The following is a 15,056-nucleotide window of genomic DNA, read 5'->3' on the forward strand; positions in this document are numbered from 1 at the left end:
GGTGGCCTGGGCGCGTAGTTCGTTGATCAAGGTGTGCCCGGGTACGCGGACCCGACGCGCGACGCGCTCGAGGCGCTTGAGCACACCCAACCGTTCCGGGGTGGTCAACACCTCAAAGGACAACGCGCACACGCGGTCCAGGTCGGCATCCAGCGCATCAAAGACCTCGACGATCTCCTCGCGCGTGCTTGAACCCATACTCCAGACCCTACGAAGGCCCACCGACAAAAACCTCCCCATTGTGACCACTGAAACCACAGTGACACAAGGGATTTCGGTATGCGTTTCCGATATCCGTAATCGCGCCGGCGCGAGGTGGGGAGCGCCCGCCGCCGTTAAACTAACTCCACGCCGGGCTGGCAGACAGCACGTCGACGCCGTCCTCGGTGATGTGAACGGTGTCGCGGCGGAACACCGCGCCGACACCCTGCCGCCACACGTAGCCGGTGATCGCCAACACCATGCCGGCCTCGAGTTGGTCGTGTTCGCCAGCGGCCGCGAGTGTTTCGGACACGACGGGCGGGTCGAAACCCAGACCCAGCCCGTGCGCGATCGGCATCGGCGGTATCGGCTCACCGGCGCGCTCATAGGCGGCCAGCAGATCGCGGGTGGGTGCGCCGGGGCGGCAGGCGCCAAGCATCGTGCCGTACAGCGTGTTCGACCGCGCGAAGAGCTCCCGGGCCTCACCGCTGACCGCATTGCCGGCCGGCCAGGTTCGGCCCACCTCGGCGACATAGCCATCCGCCAGGGCGCCCGCGGCGAACGCGACGAGGTCGCCCGATTGCACCTCGCCCGAATCGGCGCGGCGCCACGGGTGTTCCCGCGACGTCACCCACGCGGCGTCCTGCGTGGCCGGTGTGCTCACCCCGCCGGCGGCCATCGCCTCCATCATCACGCCGGCCAGGGTTCGTTCCGAGACTCCCGGCGCCAATTCGGCCAGGGCGGTGGCGAGTCCGTGCTCGGCGACGCGAAGGGGCGCATCCATCGCCGCGATTTCGTCCGGGGTCTTGATGCGCCGGGCCGCGCGCAGCGCCGGCTCGGCGTCGACGAGTTCGGCGTTGGGGAACGCGTCCGGCAGCAGCGCGGCGAAAGTCGGTGTGATCGCGTCGGTTCCGACCCGTCGCGCCGAGTCCGCGCCGTCGACCTTCTTCAGCACGTCGATGAGCGTCACCGGATTCCACGCCAGCCCGTAGAGGTGATCGTGACCGATTTCCTCTGGGACCCCCTCGTCGTCGGTGCTGTTGAGATAGATGTCGCCGCTGGCGCGCACCAGCACACACATCGGGCCGAACGGTCGTGTGCCGGCGATCCACAGCTGCGGCGCGCCCGTGACGTAACGAATGTTGGCCTGCCGCCCGAGCACCAGGATGTCGAGACCGTGCTCGTCCATCTGGGCCAGCGCCCGTTCCCGCCGCCCGGACCGCAGCGCACCCGGGTCGGGCAGAACCTCAGTCGCCATAGGGGGAATAGGGGTAGTCGGTAATCGGCGCATAGCCGTCTTCGGTGATCACCACGATCTCCTCACTGCGATAGCCTCCCGTACCGTCCTCCCACACCACGGGTTCCAAGACCAGAACCATGCCGGGCGGAAAGACGAAGTTGTCGTCGAACTCCGCACCGAGATCCGTTCCGATCATCGGCGCCTCGGCGGGATAGGTGCCTATCCCGTGCCCCAGATAGAAGTGCGGCAGCCACGGTTTGCGCCCACCGTTGGCCGCGATCGCCGCGCGTGCCAAATCACCGGACGTCACACCGGCTTTGGTCACCGCCAGCACCGCGTCCAGGATGGCCCGCCACTGCCGGAATTGGTCCTGCTGCCGTGGCGTGGGCTCTTCGCCCACGACCCAGGTTCGGCCGAAATCCGAACAATATCCGGCGTAGGTGATGCTGATGTCGGTCCACAACACATCGCCGGCGGCCAGTTCACGATCGGTGGGCAGCAGCGGCAGCGCGAGATCCCCGTGTGTCGTCCACACGCCGGCTTCCCGGGAACTCGGCATCACCTGCCAGATCGCCTCCAGCATGTTGGTGGTGGCGCCCAGCTCGAACGCGCGACGGACGAAGGTGGCCGAAAGATCGATCTGGCGGACCCCCGGCACCAGCGCGTGCTGCACGCCCACGATCGCCTGTTCGGTGATGCGGGCCGCCCGGCGCAGACAGGACAATTCGTCGCGGGTCTTCACCAACTGCGCCGCGCCGACCACGATCGCCGCATCGGTCGGCGGGCCCGCCGGGAATAGCTTGGGCGCCGCCCGCCGCATCGCCCCGGTGAGTTCGTCGACGGCGATGCGCGCACCGGGCGGGACGATCCCGGCCAGCCGCCGCGCGAAATCCTCGACACCGTGGTCGAATTCGAGGTAGGCGGGGCCGTGCAAGTGGTCGTCGGGCACCGGCACTTCCGCGGACGCTCCGCTGCGGAACGGCATGAACAGGTGCGGATGTACGTCATCGGCGAGCACGACCGCGACAGGGCGCTCCACGTGCGACAGCCCCGCGTCCAACAGTGGCCAGCTGGCTCCCGTCGCGTAGCCGACGTAGCCATTCAGCAGCAGGATCAGCGCGTCGACACCGTGTTCGGACATCGCCGCCCGCAGCCGCGCGCCGGTCTCCACGCGCATGCGGGCCCCATCCGGCTCGTCAGGGATCTCGAGCACCGAGCCGATGGCAGTCGCTGCGTTCGTCATGCTGAGATTCCCAGGAACTGCTTGATGTTCCCCCCTACCACACGCGCGGCGTCCTTTGGGCCGACGGCGTCGACCACCGCGGCCAGCGACCTCTCCGAGTAGCCGAAGGTGCTTTCGTTGTGCGGGTAGTCCGACGACCACATCACCTTGTCGATGCCGATCTCGTTGATCTGCCGCAGGCCCACGGGATCGACCATGAACGAGGCGCACATGTGCGTGTCCCAGTAATCGCGGACGTCACGCTCGGGCTGGTGCGCCAACATGTGCCGATAGGAGGCCAGCACGTGCTCGGCGTCTTGCAGCGCCGTTGGCACCCAGGCGATTCCACCCTCGAACCAGCCGACCCGCAACCGCGGATGCCGGTCGAGGATGCCGCCGAAGATGTACTTGGAGAACATCTCTCGGAATGAGTCGATGTTGACCATCATGGCGACCGCCACGCTGTTCACCTCGCTGGGGAACTTGGGCTGACTCTCGCCGATGTGGTGCGTGACGGGCAGTCCGGCATCTTCGATCTCGTCCCACACCGCGCTCATCGCGGTGCTGGAGTAGTCGATCGGCTGGCCGTCGCGGTCGTTGCCCGGGCTGATCGGCATCAGAAAGGTGGTGAGTCCCAGCGACTTCAGTTCGGTGAGAGTGCGGCGGGCGCCGGCACGATCCCACCAGTTGATCAAACCGACTCCGTAGCAATGCCCGTCGGAGCGTTCCTGAACCTCGGCGATGTGCTCGTTGTAGACCCGAAAGATCCGCTCGCGGATCTCGTGGTCGGGATGGTGGAACAGCGCGAGCACTGCATTCGGGAACGCCAGTTCCTTGTCGACGCCGTCTTCGGCGAGCTCACGAACGCGGGCTTCGACGTTGTTGGTGGCCGCACCGGCAAGATCGTCGTACTGCATGAGCACCGCGCTGAAGTCGCCGACCACCATCGATTGTCCGGGCTGGCCGAGCAGATACGCGCCGTCCTCATACCAGATCCGGGGGGCCTGATCCTTCAACTCGTCGGGAAAGCGTTCGTAGAAGATGTCGTCGGCCACCGAGATGTGGTTGTCGGCGGAGAAGACCTCGGTGCCGACCGGCAGGCCGGTGCTGAACTCCGCGGCGTGGCCGCGGCGGTCCTTGGGCGCGCCGATCACACCATCGGGGTAGAGGGTTGGGGCTGGGCCGGACATCATCGTCCCTTCATTGCGATCACCGACGTTTTGAATCACGGGAGAGCACACCGATCCGTTCCAGGTCGGCGAGGTACTTCTCGATCAATTGCTGCGAGACATGGGGGATGGTGCGACCCGCGCGTTGGACTGCGGACCGGAATCGCTCTCCGGGCACCGGCGACCCGGCTACCGCGGTCATGGGTTCACGGTAGACGTCCAGGACGCCAAGAACAGACTGGGCGCGCTGCCGTTCGGGCAATGCGCGCATCGCCGTCTCGAACCGGGTCAGCCAGGTCGGGTAGTCGTCGATCTTTTCGACCGGATATCCGGCCGCGATGATCCAGTCGACGAAGGTGTCCAGCGAGATCGCGTCGTCGTGCGGATTGGTCGTGTTGTAGGTGTCGAAGCCGCTGCCATGCCGCGGCCCGATCGCGGCGATCGCGCCGGCCAGGAAGTCGACCGGCAGGCCCTCGTAATGGGGGCGGGCGCTCGCCCGATCGGCGGAACGCAGGTAGAACGACCGCGGGGCGACACCGGTGGCGACCAGGCTGAACATCAACCGGGTGAAGATGTCGGGCACATTGAGCTGTCCCGCGTAGCGGCTGTCGGCCAGGATCATGCCGGGTCGGAACACCGCGATGGGTAACCCGCACAGGTCGTTCGCCTCGCGCATCAGGACCTCGCCGGCCCATTTGCTGATCCCGTAGCCGTTGGCGTAACCGTCGTCGAGGATGCAGCGGGGCACCGAGCGACGAATGTCGGCGTCTTCGTCGACGAGTTGATGAGCGACCGCGCTGACCCCCATCGTGGAGATGTAGTGAATCGGCTTGAGCCTGGCCGTGATTGCCAGCCGGATGACTTCGGCGGTGCCCGCCACGTTGGTCGTGAACAACTGGCGGTAGGGCAGCACATGGTTGACGTGGGCCGCCGGGTGCACCACAAGATCGACCTTCTCGGCCAGGCGTCGCCACGTCACCTCATCCAGCCCGAACCCCGGCTCACCGATGTCACCCGCGACGACTTCGAGATGATCGCCGGCCAGGGCTCGAAAGCGTTCCAGCAGCGCGGAGTCCGAGCCCAGCGCCGCCTCGATGCGCTGGCGGGCCTGCGCGGCATCGGCCCCCCGGGTCAGGCAGACCAGGGTGCCGCCCAGACGCGCGAGCCCCTCGAGCCATTCCATGGCGAGGAACCTGCCGAGGAATCCGGTTGCGCCGGTGAGGAAAACGGTGCGAACCTCGGCGGTCGGCTGCGGCAGCAGCATTGCCGATTGCACGATGTCGTCGTCGATGAACTTGCTGAGATTCAGGTCTTCGGCGCGCACCTCGGTAGTGTCCGTCTCGTGCACGGATGCGTACGTGGGCCGAGCCGCACCCGGGGCGCGCCGGCGTTCGATGTGACCGGCGATGGTGAGCAGGTCCCCGGTCGGGTCGATCACCACGCCGACGGGAACTTCGATGCCGTAGATGTCTGCGAGCAGGGTCGAAAAGGTCAGCGCCGACAGGGAATCGCCGCCCAGGTCGATGAACCGCGCCTCCGGGGACACGTCGGCTGCGGGCACTCCGAGGGTCGCCTGCACCGCTTGGGTGACGGTCGCCAGCACCGGCTGATCGGCGCCGCCGGTCCGCAACGCGCGGAGTTGGCCGAGCTGGTCGTCGGCCATGCGCGTGTACAGCTCCTCCAGTCGGTCTCCATAGCGCGCTTTGAGCTTGGGCCGCAAGAACTTTCCGACGCCGGAGAGCAAGCCGTTGGCAAGGCTGAACGGTTCCGTCTCGATGAGGAAGTCGCGGGGGAGCTCATAGCCGTTGAGCTGGTTGTCGCGGGCGACCTGCCGCAGCGACCGGGCGATCGCCGACGCGTCCGCGCTGCCGTCGGTCGGCACGACCACGGCAAGCAGGAACGAGCGGGCGCTGTTGCCGTAGATGTAGATCTGATGGATCAGGGCGCTGGTCGAATACAGCGCCTCCAGGCGGGAGACCGCCACGAACTCACCCTGGGCGAGCTTGATGACGTTGTTACGGCGGTCGACGTAGCGCAACCGGTCCGGGCCCACCTCGGCCATGATGTCGCCGGTCTTGTAGTAGCCGTCCTCGTCGAACATCGTGGCGGTCAGGTCGGGTCGGTTGTAGTAGCCGGCCATGAAGCGGGCCGACTTCACCGCCAATTCCCCTCGCGGATAGGGCTTGTCGGTGTTGAAATAGCCGAGCTCGGGAACGTCGAGAAGTTTGTAGTCGATCACGGGCGGTCGCAGCACATGCTCGTCGGCCACGATCATCCCACCGGCGATCTCGGTGGACGAATAGCCGATCAACAGGTGCTGATCGAGCACCTCTTCCATGAACTCCTTGATTTCCGGTGACAACGCGGCCGAGCCGCAACCGACCGCCAGCACACGGCCACCCAGGATCTCCTCGCGGATAGCCGTGGTGATCTGCGCACCGGCGGTATCAGGGTCAGCACCGGCCATGACGTGGCGGTCCAGCTCCCGTTGGTAGTGGTGATAGAACATCTCGCAGACGCGCGGCACCAGGCTCATGGAAGTGGGCCGCACCAGTGACAGGTCCTCGAACAGCGTCGAAAGATCGCTCCTGGTGGCGAAATAGCTGGTGCCCCCGTTGGCCAAAGTCAAGATGACATAGCCGTAGCCGATCAGGTGGCTCATCGGCATGTAGCTCAGGGTGATGACCGGCTGGTCGGACTGCGCGAGCCAGGTGCCGATGCACAGGCTTTCGGTGAACATCGCGCCCTTGGGTGTGCCGGTGCTGCCCGACGTGTAAAACACCCAGGCCAACGGGTCTTCGCCGGCCGCGGCTACGTGCAGGGGAGGGGGTGGCAGGACCGCGCCATGGGTGGCGAGGGTATCGATCGTTTCGAGGGTCAGCGGGCTGGCAGCTTCGGACAGTCGCGCCCGTGCGGCCTCGAAGCCGGCGCGCTGGTCGTCGTCGCGCGGTTCGTAGTCGAAGACGATCAAGCGCTCCGGCGGGGTGCCCGCCAAAGCCGCCTCGACCGCGGTCGCGAGGTTGTCGACTCCCACGGCCAGGATGCGCGGTTGGGTTTCGGCGAGGATCGGGGCGTGCTGGCCGGCCGGCGCGCTGGTCTGCAAGGGCACCACCACGGCACCGAGGTGGATGCAGGCGCACTCGATGGCCGTGTAGTCGATGCTGGCGAACCCCAACACGCACACGAAGTCTCCGGCACGGACCGGGAACCGTTCGTGGTGATGCCAATCGGCCGCCAAGGCCTGCACGCGGGCCCACAGATCCGCGTAAGTGACGGTCTCGAACCGCGGCAAGAAGTGCAGCGCCGAATGCCCGGATTGAGGATCGGTGATGACCTCGCGAGCGCGGTGCGCGAGTGCCGGCCGCCCGCCGTAGCCCTGCAGGACGGTCGCCATCACCTCGGCGATCCGCAGCCCCGGTGCGCGTGCGGCCGCGGCGATTTCGTCGTCGGGCCGGGTGATCCGGAACTGGTCGTCGTCGGCGTACAACCGCTCACGCCGCCGCGCGAGGCGTTCCCATTGGTCCTGCTGTGCACCCGGATCTTTAACGTCACTGCGACCGACGAACGCCATCTATCACCACTTTCCGATGTCAATCCGGATAGCCGACACCAGTGAGCTGCTCGGAGAGCCGCCACAGCTGTGTCCTGTCGGTCTCGCTGCGCGCCGACCGGGGGACGCGAGCGAAAGTTACCCCGCCCCTGACTGTTTCATAGAAGCCGCGCGGACCGTAATACGTGGCGCCCTGGGCATCCGGGGATACCGCGGCATACAGCGTCGGCTTGATGCCTTCATCGACGTCGAGCCACATGAAGGGCAGCGCCCGCCACGTCAGACGGGTGAACCGGGCCTGCACGGTCGGTTTGCTCCGGCCGTAGGAGGCGCCGCTGAGCAGGTTGGTCTTCGTCAGTCCGGGATGTGCGGCGTTGGACATCAGCCCCCATCCGCCAAGGCGGCTGCGCCGATCCAATTCGACGGCGAACATCAGTTGGGCCAGTTTGGCCACCCCGTAGGCGTACATGGGTTTGTAACCGCGCTCCGCGTTCACGTCGGTGAAGTCGAGATTGCCCTGGGTCGCGGCGAGGCTGCTGACGGTCACCACACGCGCGGATTCCGCGGCCCGCAGCAACGAGAGCAGGTGCCCGGTCAACGCAAAGTGACCCAAATGGTTTGTCCCGAACTGCAATTCGAAGCCGTCGCGGGTCTGCTGCCGTTGTGGTGGCGCCATGACGCCCGCGTTGTTGATCACGACGTCGATCGGGCGCCCTTCGGCGGTGAGCTGTTCACCCAGCGCCGCCACGCTTTCCAACGACGACAGGTCCAGTTGCCTGACGGTGAGTTTGGCGTGCGGTATCGCCCGGCGGATCTCGGCGACCGCCCGCTCGCCCTTGGCCCGGTCGCGGACCGCCATCACCACCTCGGCGCCGGCGGCCGTGAGCCGCTGCGCCGCACCGAACCCCAGCCCGCTGTTGGCCCCGGTGACGACGGCGAATCTGCCACTCAGATCCGGTACGTCGAGCGTCAGATCGGGCTTCACCATGTCACGGGAAGCTCGTAGAGGCCGTAGGCCAGCGCGTCGTGCTTGAAGGGCAGGTCCTCCACCGGCACGGCGAGCCGCAGTGTCGGGACGCGCCGCAGCAAGGTGGGCAAGACGATCTGTAATTCCATGCGGGCGAGTTGCTGCCCCACGCACTGGTGGCGGCCGTAGCCGAACCCGACGTGCGGTCCCTCGTCCCGCCGCAGGTCGAGGCGGTCCGGGTCGGGGAATTGGCGGGCATCCCAGTTGGCGGGCGCGACGTCGAGGATGATGCCATCGCCGGCCTTGATCGTCTCCCCGCCAATCTCGATGTCCTCGACGGCGATTCGCCGCTGGCCGGTCTGGATGATGCTGAGGTACCGCATCAGCTCCTCGACCGCGGTGGCAATTACCTTCGGATCGTCGGTCTCGCACAGCAGCGCCCGCTGATCCGGATGCTCGAGCAGCGCCGCGATGCTCAGGCTGATCATGTTCGCGGTGGTCTCATGGCCCGCGATCAGCACACCGACGGCTAATTGCGCGGCCTCGCGCACGCTGAGCTCTTCGGCGTTGACCCGCTCGGCGAGATCGGACACCAAATCCTCTGACGGGCTTTGCATTTTCGTCCGGACCAGATTGGCCAGATACTTCGCCAGCGCGGCCGCGCCCTGGGCGGTGTCCTCCTCCGTCGCGTAACGGCTCACACCGCGCTGGGCATGTGCCTGGAAGAATTCCGCGTCCTCATACGGCACGCCCAGTAGTTCGCTGATCACCAGGGAGGGGACCGCCAGCGAGAGGGCACTGACGACGTCGCCGGGCTTCGGGCCGGCGAGCAGGGCATCGATGTGATCTTCGGTGATCTTCTGCACCGCCGGGCGCAGCGCTTCAACACGCTTGAAGGTGAAGGGTTTCGACAGCATCCGGCGAAACCGGGTGTGCTCCTCGGCATCGGAGGTGAACACCGAACGCGGGCGCTTGTGCACCGTGGCCAGCATGCCTTCGTTCCAGTGCGGATAACCCGGCAGGCGGTCGTCGACGCTGGTGCGGGAATCGGTGAACAGCGCGCGGATCGCGTCATAGCCGTGGATGAGCCAGGGGGTGCTGTCGTCCCAGATCCGCACCCTGCTCAACTGCTTATCGGCGTTGAGCTCCAATACCTTCGGAGGCGGGGCGAACGGGCAGCCGGGCGCCCGGGTCATCGGGAACTCCGGGACATCGGTGGCGGTGGATCCTGCGGTCATCGTGCTCCTCGGTTGTCGGGTTGCGCGGTCGTCGGTGATGGCTGGTCGCCCGCCGCACCCACGTGGACGGGGGCACGCCACAGACCGACGATCGCGTCGATCAGCCCTTCGCCGGCAACAGGCCAGGCCGAACGGGACCGTGGCCCGTGCTCTGCCAGTGCGCCTTCGTGTTCGGCGCAGGTGTGCATGAGCAGGTTGCGCACCATCACCATTCGTTCGGCACGCACCCGCTTGGGTAGCTCGGGGAGGCAGCGGTTGATGCCGTCGAGCGTGCGCACCAGTAGTGGGGAGGCCAGTGCGTCCTTGGTGACCACGTGCCGGTACGTGGGGTCGGCCATGGCCTGGGCGGCGAACCGCGCATACCAGGTCGGGCTGCCCAGCGCGGACAGATGTTCGGTCAGCGGGCGCACCAGCGCGCCCACCCAGTCCCGTAGCTCGGTCGAATCACCGATGGCGCGCAGCATCTGCTCACGCAGCTGCTCGATCGGCACGCGATGTTTGCCTTCGATCGCGCGGAGGAGGTCGACGCGTGTCCCGAAGTGGTAGCAGGCCGCCGCGTTGTTGCCTTGCCCGGCCGCATCGCTGATCTGCCGGTTCGACACGGCATACATCCCACGTTCGGCGAACAACACTTCGGCGGCTGACAGGAGCGCCTCGCGGGTACCCGTCGACCTTTCGGAGCGAACGATCCGCGCGGCGGTCATCGCCTCAGTGAACACGTGCCGCTGGGTTAAATCAAGCAATTTATTTAATCTTCGGGGAGTGGGGGAAGCGAGCGCGTCAGCACGGGTGCGCGGGGTGGGCCGTCGAATTCCCATTCGGTGTGCCGCTATGGGTTCACATTTGGGTGACGGAATTCCCGACTGAGCGGCGAAAAATAACGACCCTCCACAGCAACCTAGAAACCAGTTTGATCGGCTAGGTATCACCTGCGGTGGGGAGCCGACCGGCAGACTTCGACGTTCGTCAGACTATGAAGCCGACCTGTGGAATTCTGTGCGTAACGACATCACAATGCGCTTGCGATCGCGGAAAGCCCTGCGGTCATCCAGAAGGATGTTGACACCACAAGGAGCCGTAGGTGTGAACACGGTGCATGGGCGCGACGCATCCGCCGCTTGACGAGGTGCGGCCCGGGGATGTCTAATCCGGCCTAGAGTCTGGAGGCGAACCGGTGATCGTGATCGACACGCGGAGTGTGGATTGGACGAGGCTTCATCGCATATGGAAAGCGATTCTTATCGGTGTCGCGGTCGCGGTGTTTGTGGCATGTTGCTTCAATCCGGTTTTCCTTATCGCGATCGGCCTGATTCTGCTATCACTCCTGTGTGCACGCGTCGTTTATCAGGGTCGCGATCGCTATATCCCAAATTTGTATGCGCGGGATATCGGCGTTTATGACGACGCATATCGCTCGTTTATCCGTCGCACGCTTGCGGAGTTGCGTCGGTGCAAGATAGCGGGCCACACACTACTGTGGGAGGCCTCCCGCCTGGCGCCACCGAGCCGCGATCATCCCGAAGAATTGTTGCTTGATCTCGGCGTCTGGCTCGGGTGGTCGACAAGGCTTATATCCGACGCCTGCGACCGCACGGTCTACGGCTTCGACACCTTTTCGGGGCTCGTCGAGGATTGGCAAATCGACGATCAGACCGTCATAAAGCGTGGGACATTTTCATTAGCAGAACCGTTGGCCCAACGTTTCATTCGCGATACAGGCGTGAACCTGCACGACGGGGTGCCCGACGCGCTCGGCCGCAAGGTGGAGTTCATCAAGGGAAGCACCTACGAGACGTTGGCCCCATTCCTGGCCGACCGGCCGGCTGCCCCCATCACGCTTTTCCACATGGATCTGGATACGTATGAGAGTTGCCTGCATGCGCTAGAAACCTGCAAGCACCACTTCGTCGAGGGATCGATCCTCATCTTCGACGAGTATCTGGTCACCAACGGCGAAATGCTGGCGTTTTACGAGTTCCAGAAGAAGTACGAGCTGCAATGGCGGTACCGGGCCTGGGGCCTCGAGGCGTGGGAAATGAACCTGCAGATGGTTACCGCCCGCCGGAAACGAGCGATGTACTACCTCGTCGTCATTGCTTTGCATTGGACGATCGGCGGTGGCGGCTACGCCTGGTCATTTTTCCGCAAACGGTTTTGGCGCTTTTGGCTGGGTGCCCCCCTAGCCGACATCGGATTCATGCTCGGCGCAGCCGGACAACGGAAGTCGGTCAGTGTGGAGATCACCGGGTTGGGCAACCTCGATCGAAGCCGGCGCTGACCGCGACAACACGTGAACGTTGAGCGGATGACGCGCTTTCGCGAGGTCCCATCCTGCGTCGACGGCGTCGGCACCGGCTGCCGGCATGCCCCCACGGCCAGGGCGCGGCGTCGCTAGCCCGGCTGGATTGTTGTCAGGCGCGCTGCGTCGGCGCCCCAGACCGATCGGGCGCCCGCGTCGCCGACGCGGTAGATCTGGACCATCGAGGAGATTCCCACCACCAGCGCAAGTACCGCGACGAGTACGTGGATCACCACGCGGCGCTTATCGGATCGGCGTTCGATCACCCGGAGTCCGATGAGCAGAATGGCAACCACCAGTAGCGCGGCGGAGAAATAGGTCATGAGGCCGCCCCGCGCGGCGTGTTCGCGCAGAATCGGGCTGGGGTTGGCCTGTCGGTCGTAGAGCCACGCGCCGGCGTCGATGGTGATGGGCGTCAACGCCACCGTGACCGCCGCCAGGATCAGCGTGAGCCACATCAGTTGCCCACGCCGGGCGGCCGGCCACAGCCCACAGACGATCTCCAGCAGGGCGGTCAGCGGTACGAGCACTAACACGAAGTGCAGCAATACGGCGTGAGCCGGCATCCCGTTGATGACGTTCATGGCGTCGCTCGGCTGGCGATCCGCGCAGGGCCTAGCCGCCGAGCCCCTTCTTGATGGCCGCATCTTGCTTCTGGCCGACGTCGTTGACGAAATCTGGCGGGGCCAGGGTGTCGGTGGGCCCGTCGAATTGCAGCGTCGCAAGCGCCCTTCCCTCGGTGAAGAGCAGGATCACCACACCCTTACTGCGGTCGGGAGCGTTGCCCATCAGCATCGTTCCGCCGCTGCCGACGTTCGACGGTTGGGTGGTCGGGTCTTTGATCGCGCCGCCCTGTTGTCCTTTGGCCGCGTTCAACGCGTTCGTCGCGGCATCGGGGTCGTCGTAGACACCGATGGTGACCGTGATTGCGTGGCTGCCGTCGTCGTCCTTGAAGGTCGTCGCCACCCCGGGCTGCCCATTGGGATTGCCGGTGGGGGGAGCGGCGGTAAACGGAACCGGCGCGTTGATGTCGCCGGCCTGGATGAGCAACCTCGCGTACTCATTGGGCTGCGCCGGTGCCGCCCCCGACGACGGCGGCGCCGCGCCGGGGCTGCTGGTGGCGGAGGTTGACGAAGTGGCGGACCCGGTCTTCGAGGTCGACGGTTGCGACTTGTTGTTGCCGCAGCCGGCCACCGACACCGCCAGCGCCGTCGTCGCGGCGACACCCGCAATCAGCCCTCGTGAAATCCTCATCGCATCGAGCCCTTCCAGGTCTTTCCGGCGACAACTTCGGTTTCGTCGTCGAATCGCACAGTACATTGCTCGGCGGCGAGGGCCGCCGCGGAGCGTCCTGGGGGCTGAGGGTTACTCGAGTTGGTCGCGCAGGCAGCGCAGCGTGTTTGCCAGGATGCGCGAAACCTGCATCTGCGACACCCCGATCCGCTCCGCGATCTGGCTCTGGGTCATCGATTCGAAGAACCTCATGCGCAGAACATCGCGTTCGCGTGGCGGCAGGGTGGCAACCAGGACACGCAGCGCTTCCCGGTTGGTGATGTGCTCGATCTGCGGATCGATGTCGCCCACCGAGTCGGCCACCGAGCGCGGCGTTCCGGAACTATCGGGGCCCATTGGCGCGTCCAGGGAGTCGAGCCGGTAGGCGTCGCCCGCGACGAGGCATTCGATGATCTCCTCGCGCGGGACCTCGAGCATCTGCGACAGCTCGCCGGCCGTGGGTGCGCGCCCGAGCTGCTGGGCGAGATCTGCGGTCGCCCTGCTGATCTGCACGTGCAGCTCACGTAACCGCCGCGGGACACGCATCCCCCAGCTGTAGTCGCGAAAGTAACGCCGGACCTCGCCCATCATGGTGGGGACGGCGAACCCGATGAAGCTGGGGCCCTTCGCGGGGTCGAATCGGTTGATGGCGTTCATCAAGCCCAGGCGCGCGACCTGAATCAAGTCGTCGAGTCCTTCGCCCCGGCGGGCGAAGTGGCTGGCCACGTGGTCGGCCAGTGGCAGGCATCGGGCCACGATGCGTTCGCGCTGGCGGCCGTACTCGTGCGATTCGGCCGGCAGCCGATTCAGCTCCACGAACATTTCGACTACGTCGTCGTATGAATCGTCGGATTTTCTGGCGGGGGCGGGCGCTGGTCGGGTTGGGGCAATCGTATTCGTCATCGGGTGGCGCGCCTTGTGTTCACTCGTAACGTCGTGTAAACACCTGCGCGAGAACAAGTTTGCATTGCTGACTCACTTTCCTGAGTCTACGCAGAAAGGCATCGCGGAGATCCGCACAGTCGCCTGAACTGCGTCCTGATCCGCAGGACTTGTCGATTACCCACCACACGCGCTTACCAACGGGGATGTGACTCTCGGGTTTTCGATCGCCGGAGCCAGTACCAAGCTCAGCAGCCGTGGGGCTTACTGGCCGCTTTGAGCTAAACGGCGACAGGTCCAAAAACGGACTTCTGTTGCGACTATACGCCCCATCTCATCACCCCGCGATCGGTTGCGGGTTCGGGTTGCCCCGGTCACCTAACTGCTTCCGCCGGGCACGAGCGACGCGTCAGCAAGTCGCCATTCTCGCGGCGACGCCTGCGCGTCGGCTCGCTTCACGACTTGGAGCTGCGATGTTGTGAACTCCTCCGGTTCGACGACGCTGGACACTGCATCGCTGGCAAACAGGATCGCGGCCAAATCCGCACCCTCCACCCCGGGTCGTGGCCCGCATGACGGTGCCGCCGAGGGGAGTACTCAGACCGTTGCCGTCAGCGGGTGGCGGCCCAGGCGGCTTCCCCGCCGCGCGCACCGCCGCGTGGCCCGAAGATGGTCGGCTTGCGTTCGCAGTTCGGTATCGTTCGGCTGATGTTCACGAACCAATCGAGCGGCATGCCGTGCACCGGCGGTGAGAGCGATTCGCGCGCAATGCTTTACGCGGTCCACGATGCCGGACCTCGCCGGGGCGTCCGATGAGCGGAAGCGGCGAACGGGCCCTGCTCGACGGGCACGGCGTGGCGGTATCCGGCGGCAGTCGCGGCATCGGACGCGCGGTCGCCGAATTGCTGGGCAACCTGGGCGCCGGTGTGGTCGTCAACGGGCGTGACGGGGACGCCGTGGAGGACACCGTGGACGCGATCACCGGGGCGGGCGGGCGCGCCACCGCGGTGGTGCCG

12 protein-coding genes and 1 pseudogene are annotated in these 15,056 nt (G+C 65.9%); 2 read left to right on the forward strand and 11 right to left on the reverse strand.

What is annotated here, in order from left to right:
* The 8 genes and pseudogenes from A5775_RS13605 to A5775_RS13640 all read right to left on the reverse strand — a co-directional run.
* A pseudogene (locus A5775_RS13605) lies at positions 1 to 198 on the reverse strand (hypothetical protein); the annotation flags it as partial.
* Positions 199 to 340: 142 nt separating this feature from the next.
* Positions 341 to 1,459: a Xaa-Pro peptidase family protein gene (locus tag A5775_RS13610; protein WP_067252964.1), complete on the reverse strand. Its 1,119-nt coding sequence runs from the start codon at positions 1,457 to 1,459 to the stop codon at positions 341 to 343.
* Complete coding sequence (locus tag A5775_RS13615; RefSeq protein ID WP_067252966.1) at positions 1,449 to 2,684, reverse strand: Xaa-Pro peptidase family protein; 1,236 nt, start codon at positions 2,682 to 2,684, stop codon at positions 1,449 to 1,451. The genes A5775_RS13610 and A5775_RS13615 overlap by 11 nt, the downstream gene beginning before the upstream one ends.
* Entirely contained in the window at positions 2,681 to 3,853 is a 1,173-nt protein-coding gene (locus A5775_RS13620) for an amidohydrolase family protein (RefSeq protein WP_067252985.1), read from the reverse strand. Before A5775_RS13620 ends, A5775_RS13615 begins: the two co-directional genes overlap by 4 nt.
* Before the next feature lie 19 nt (positions 3,854 to 3,872).
* Positions 3,873 to 7,403 carry a carboxylic acid reductase gene (gene car, locus A5775_RS13625; RefSeq protein WP_067252968.1) on the reverse strand — a complete coding sequence of 1,177 codons (3,531 nt, stop codon included), beginning with the start codon at positions 7,401 to 7,403 and terminating at the stop codon, positions 3,873 to 3,875.
* Positions 7,404 to 7,422: 19 nt separating this feature from the next.
* Positions 7,423 to 8,370 (reverse strand): SDR family oxidoreductase, encoded by a 948-nt coding sequence (locus A5775_RS13630; protein ID WP_067252970.1) that lies wholly within the window; start codon positions 8,368 to 8,370, stop codon positions 7,423 to 7,425.
* On the reverse strand, positions 8,364 to 9,587 hold the full coding sequence (locus A5775_RS13635) for a cytochrome P450 (protein WP_067252973.1): 1,224 nt from the start codon (positions 9,585 to 9,587) through the stop codon (positions 8,364 to 8,366). Before A5775_RS13635 ends, A5775_RS13630 begins: the two co-directional genes overlap by 7 nt.
* Positions 9,584 to 10,306, reverse strand: coding sequence for a TetR family transcriptional regulator (locus tag A5775_RS13640; RefSeq protein ID WP_067252975.1), 723 nt, complete (start codon positions 10,304 to 10,306; stop codon positions 9,584 to 9,586). Before A5775_RS13640 ends, A5775_RS13635 begins: the two co-directional genes overlap by 4 nt.
* Positions 10,307 to 10,761: 455 nt before the next feature.
* Here A5775_RS13640 and A5775_RS13645 point away from each other — a divergent pair, with 455 nt between their 5' ends.
* Complete coding sequence (locus A5775_RS13645) at positions 10,762 to 11,865, forward strand: class I SAM-dependent methyltransferase (RefSeq protein WP_067252977.1); 1,104 nt, start codon at positions 10,762 to 10,764, stop codon at positions 11,863 to 11,865.
* A 113-nt stretch (positions 11,866 to 11,978) separates the two neighbouring features.
* On the opposite strand, the gene A5775_RS13650 is transcribed toward A5775_RS13645, so the two are convergent.
* From A5775_RS13650 to A5775_RS13660, 3 genes are all read right to left on the reverse strand, one after another.
* Positions 11,979 to 12,470: a DUF2231 domain-containing protein gene (locus A5775_RS13650; protein ID WP_067252979.1), complete on the reverse strand. Its 492-nt coding sequence runs from the start codon at positions 12,468 to 12,470 to the stop codon at positions 11,979 to 11,981.
* A gap of 31 nt (positions 12,471 to 12,501) precedes the next feature.
* On the reverse strand, positions 12,502 to 13,140 hold the full coding sequence (locus A5775_RS13655; RefSeq protein ID WP_067252981.1) for a hypothetical protein: 639 nt from the start codon (positions 13,138 to 13,140) through the stop codon (positions 12,502 to 12,504).
* A 111-nt stretch (positions 13,141 to 13,251) separates the two neighbouring features.
* Entirely contained in the window at positions 13,252 to 14,061 is an 810-nt protein-coding gene (locus A5775_RS13660; RefSeq protein ID WP_067252983.1) for a SigB/SigF/SigG family RNA polymerase sigma factor, read from the reverse strand.
* Between the two features lie 791 nt (positions 14,062 to 14,852).
* Between A5775_RS13660 and A5775_RS13665 the strand changes: the two genes are divergently transcribed.
* Positions 14,853 to 15,056: SDR family NAD(P)-dependent oxidoreductase (locus A5775_RS13665; protein ID WP_156660688.1), on the forward strand; the 204-nt coding region annotated here is incomplete at its 3' end.

This window comes from Mycobacterium sp. 852002-10029_SCH5224772 (assembly GCF_001667315.1).
GTDB lineage: Bacteria > Actinomycetota > Actinomycetes > Mycobacteriales > Mycobacteriaceae > Mycobacterium.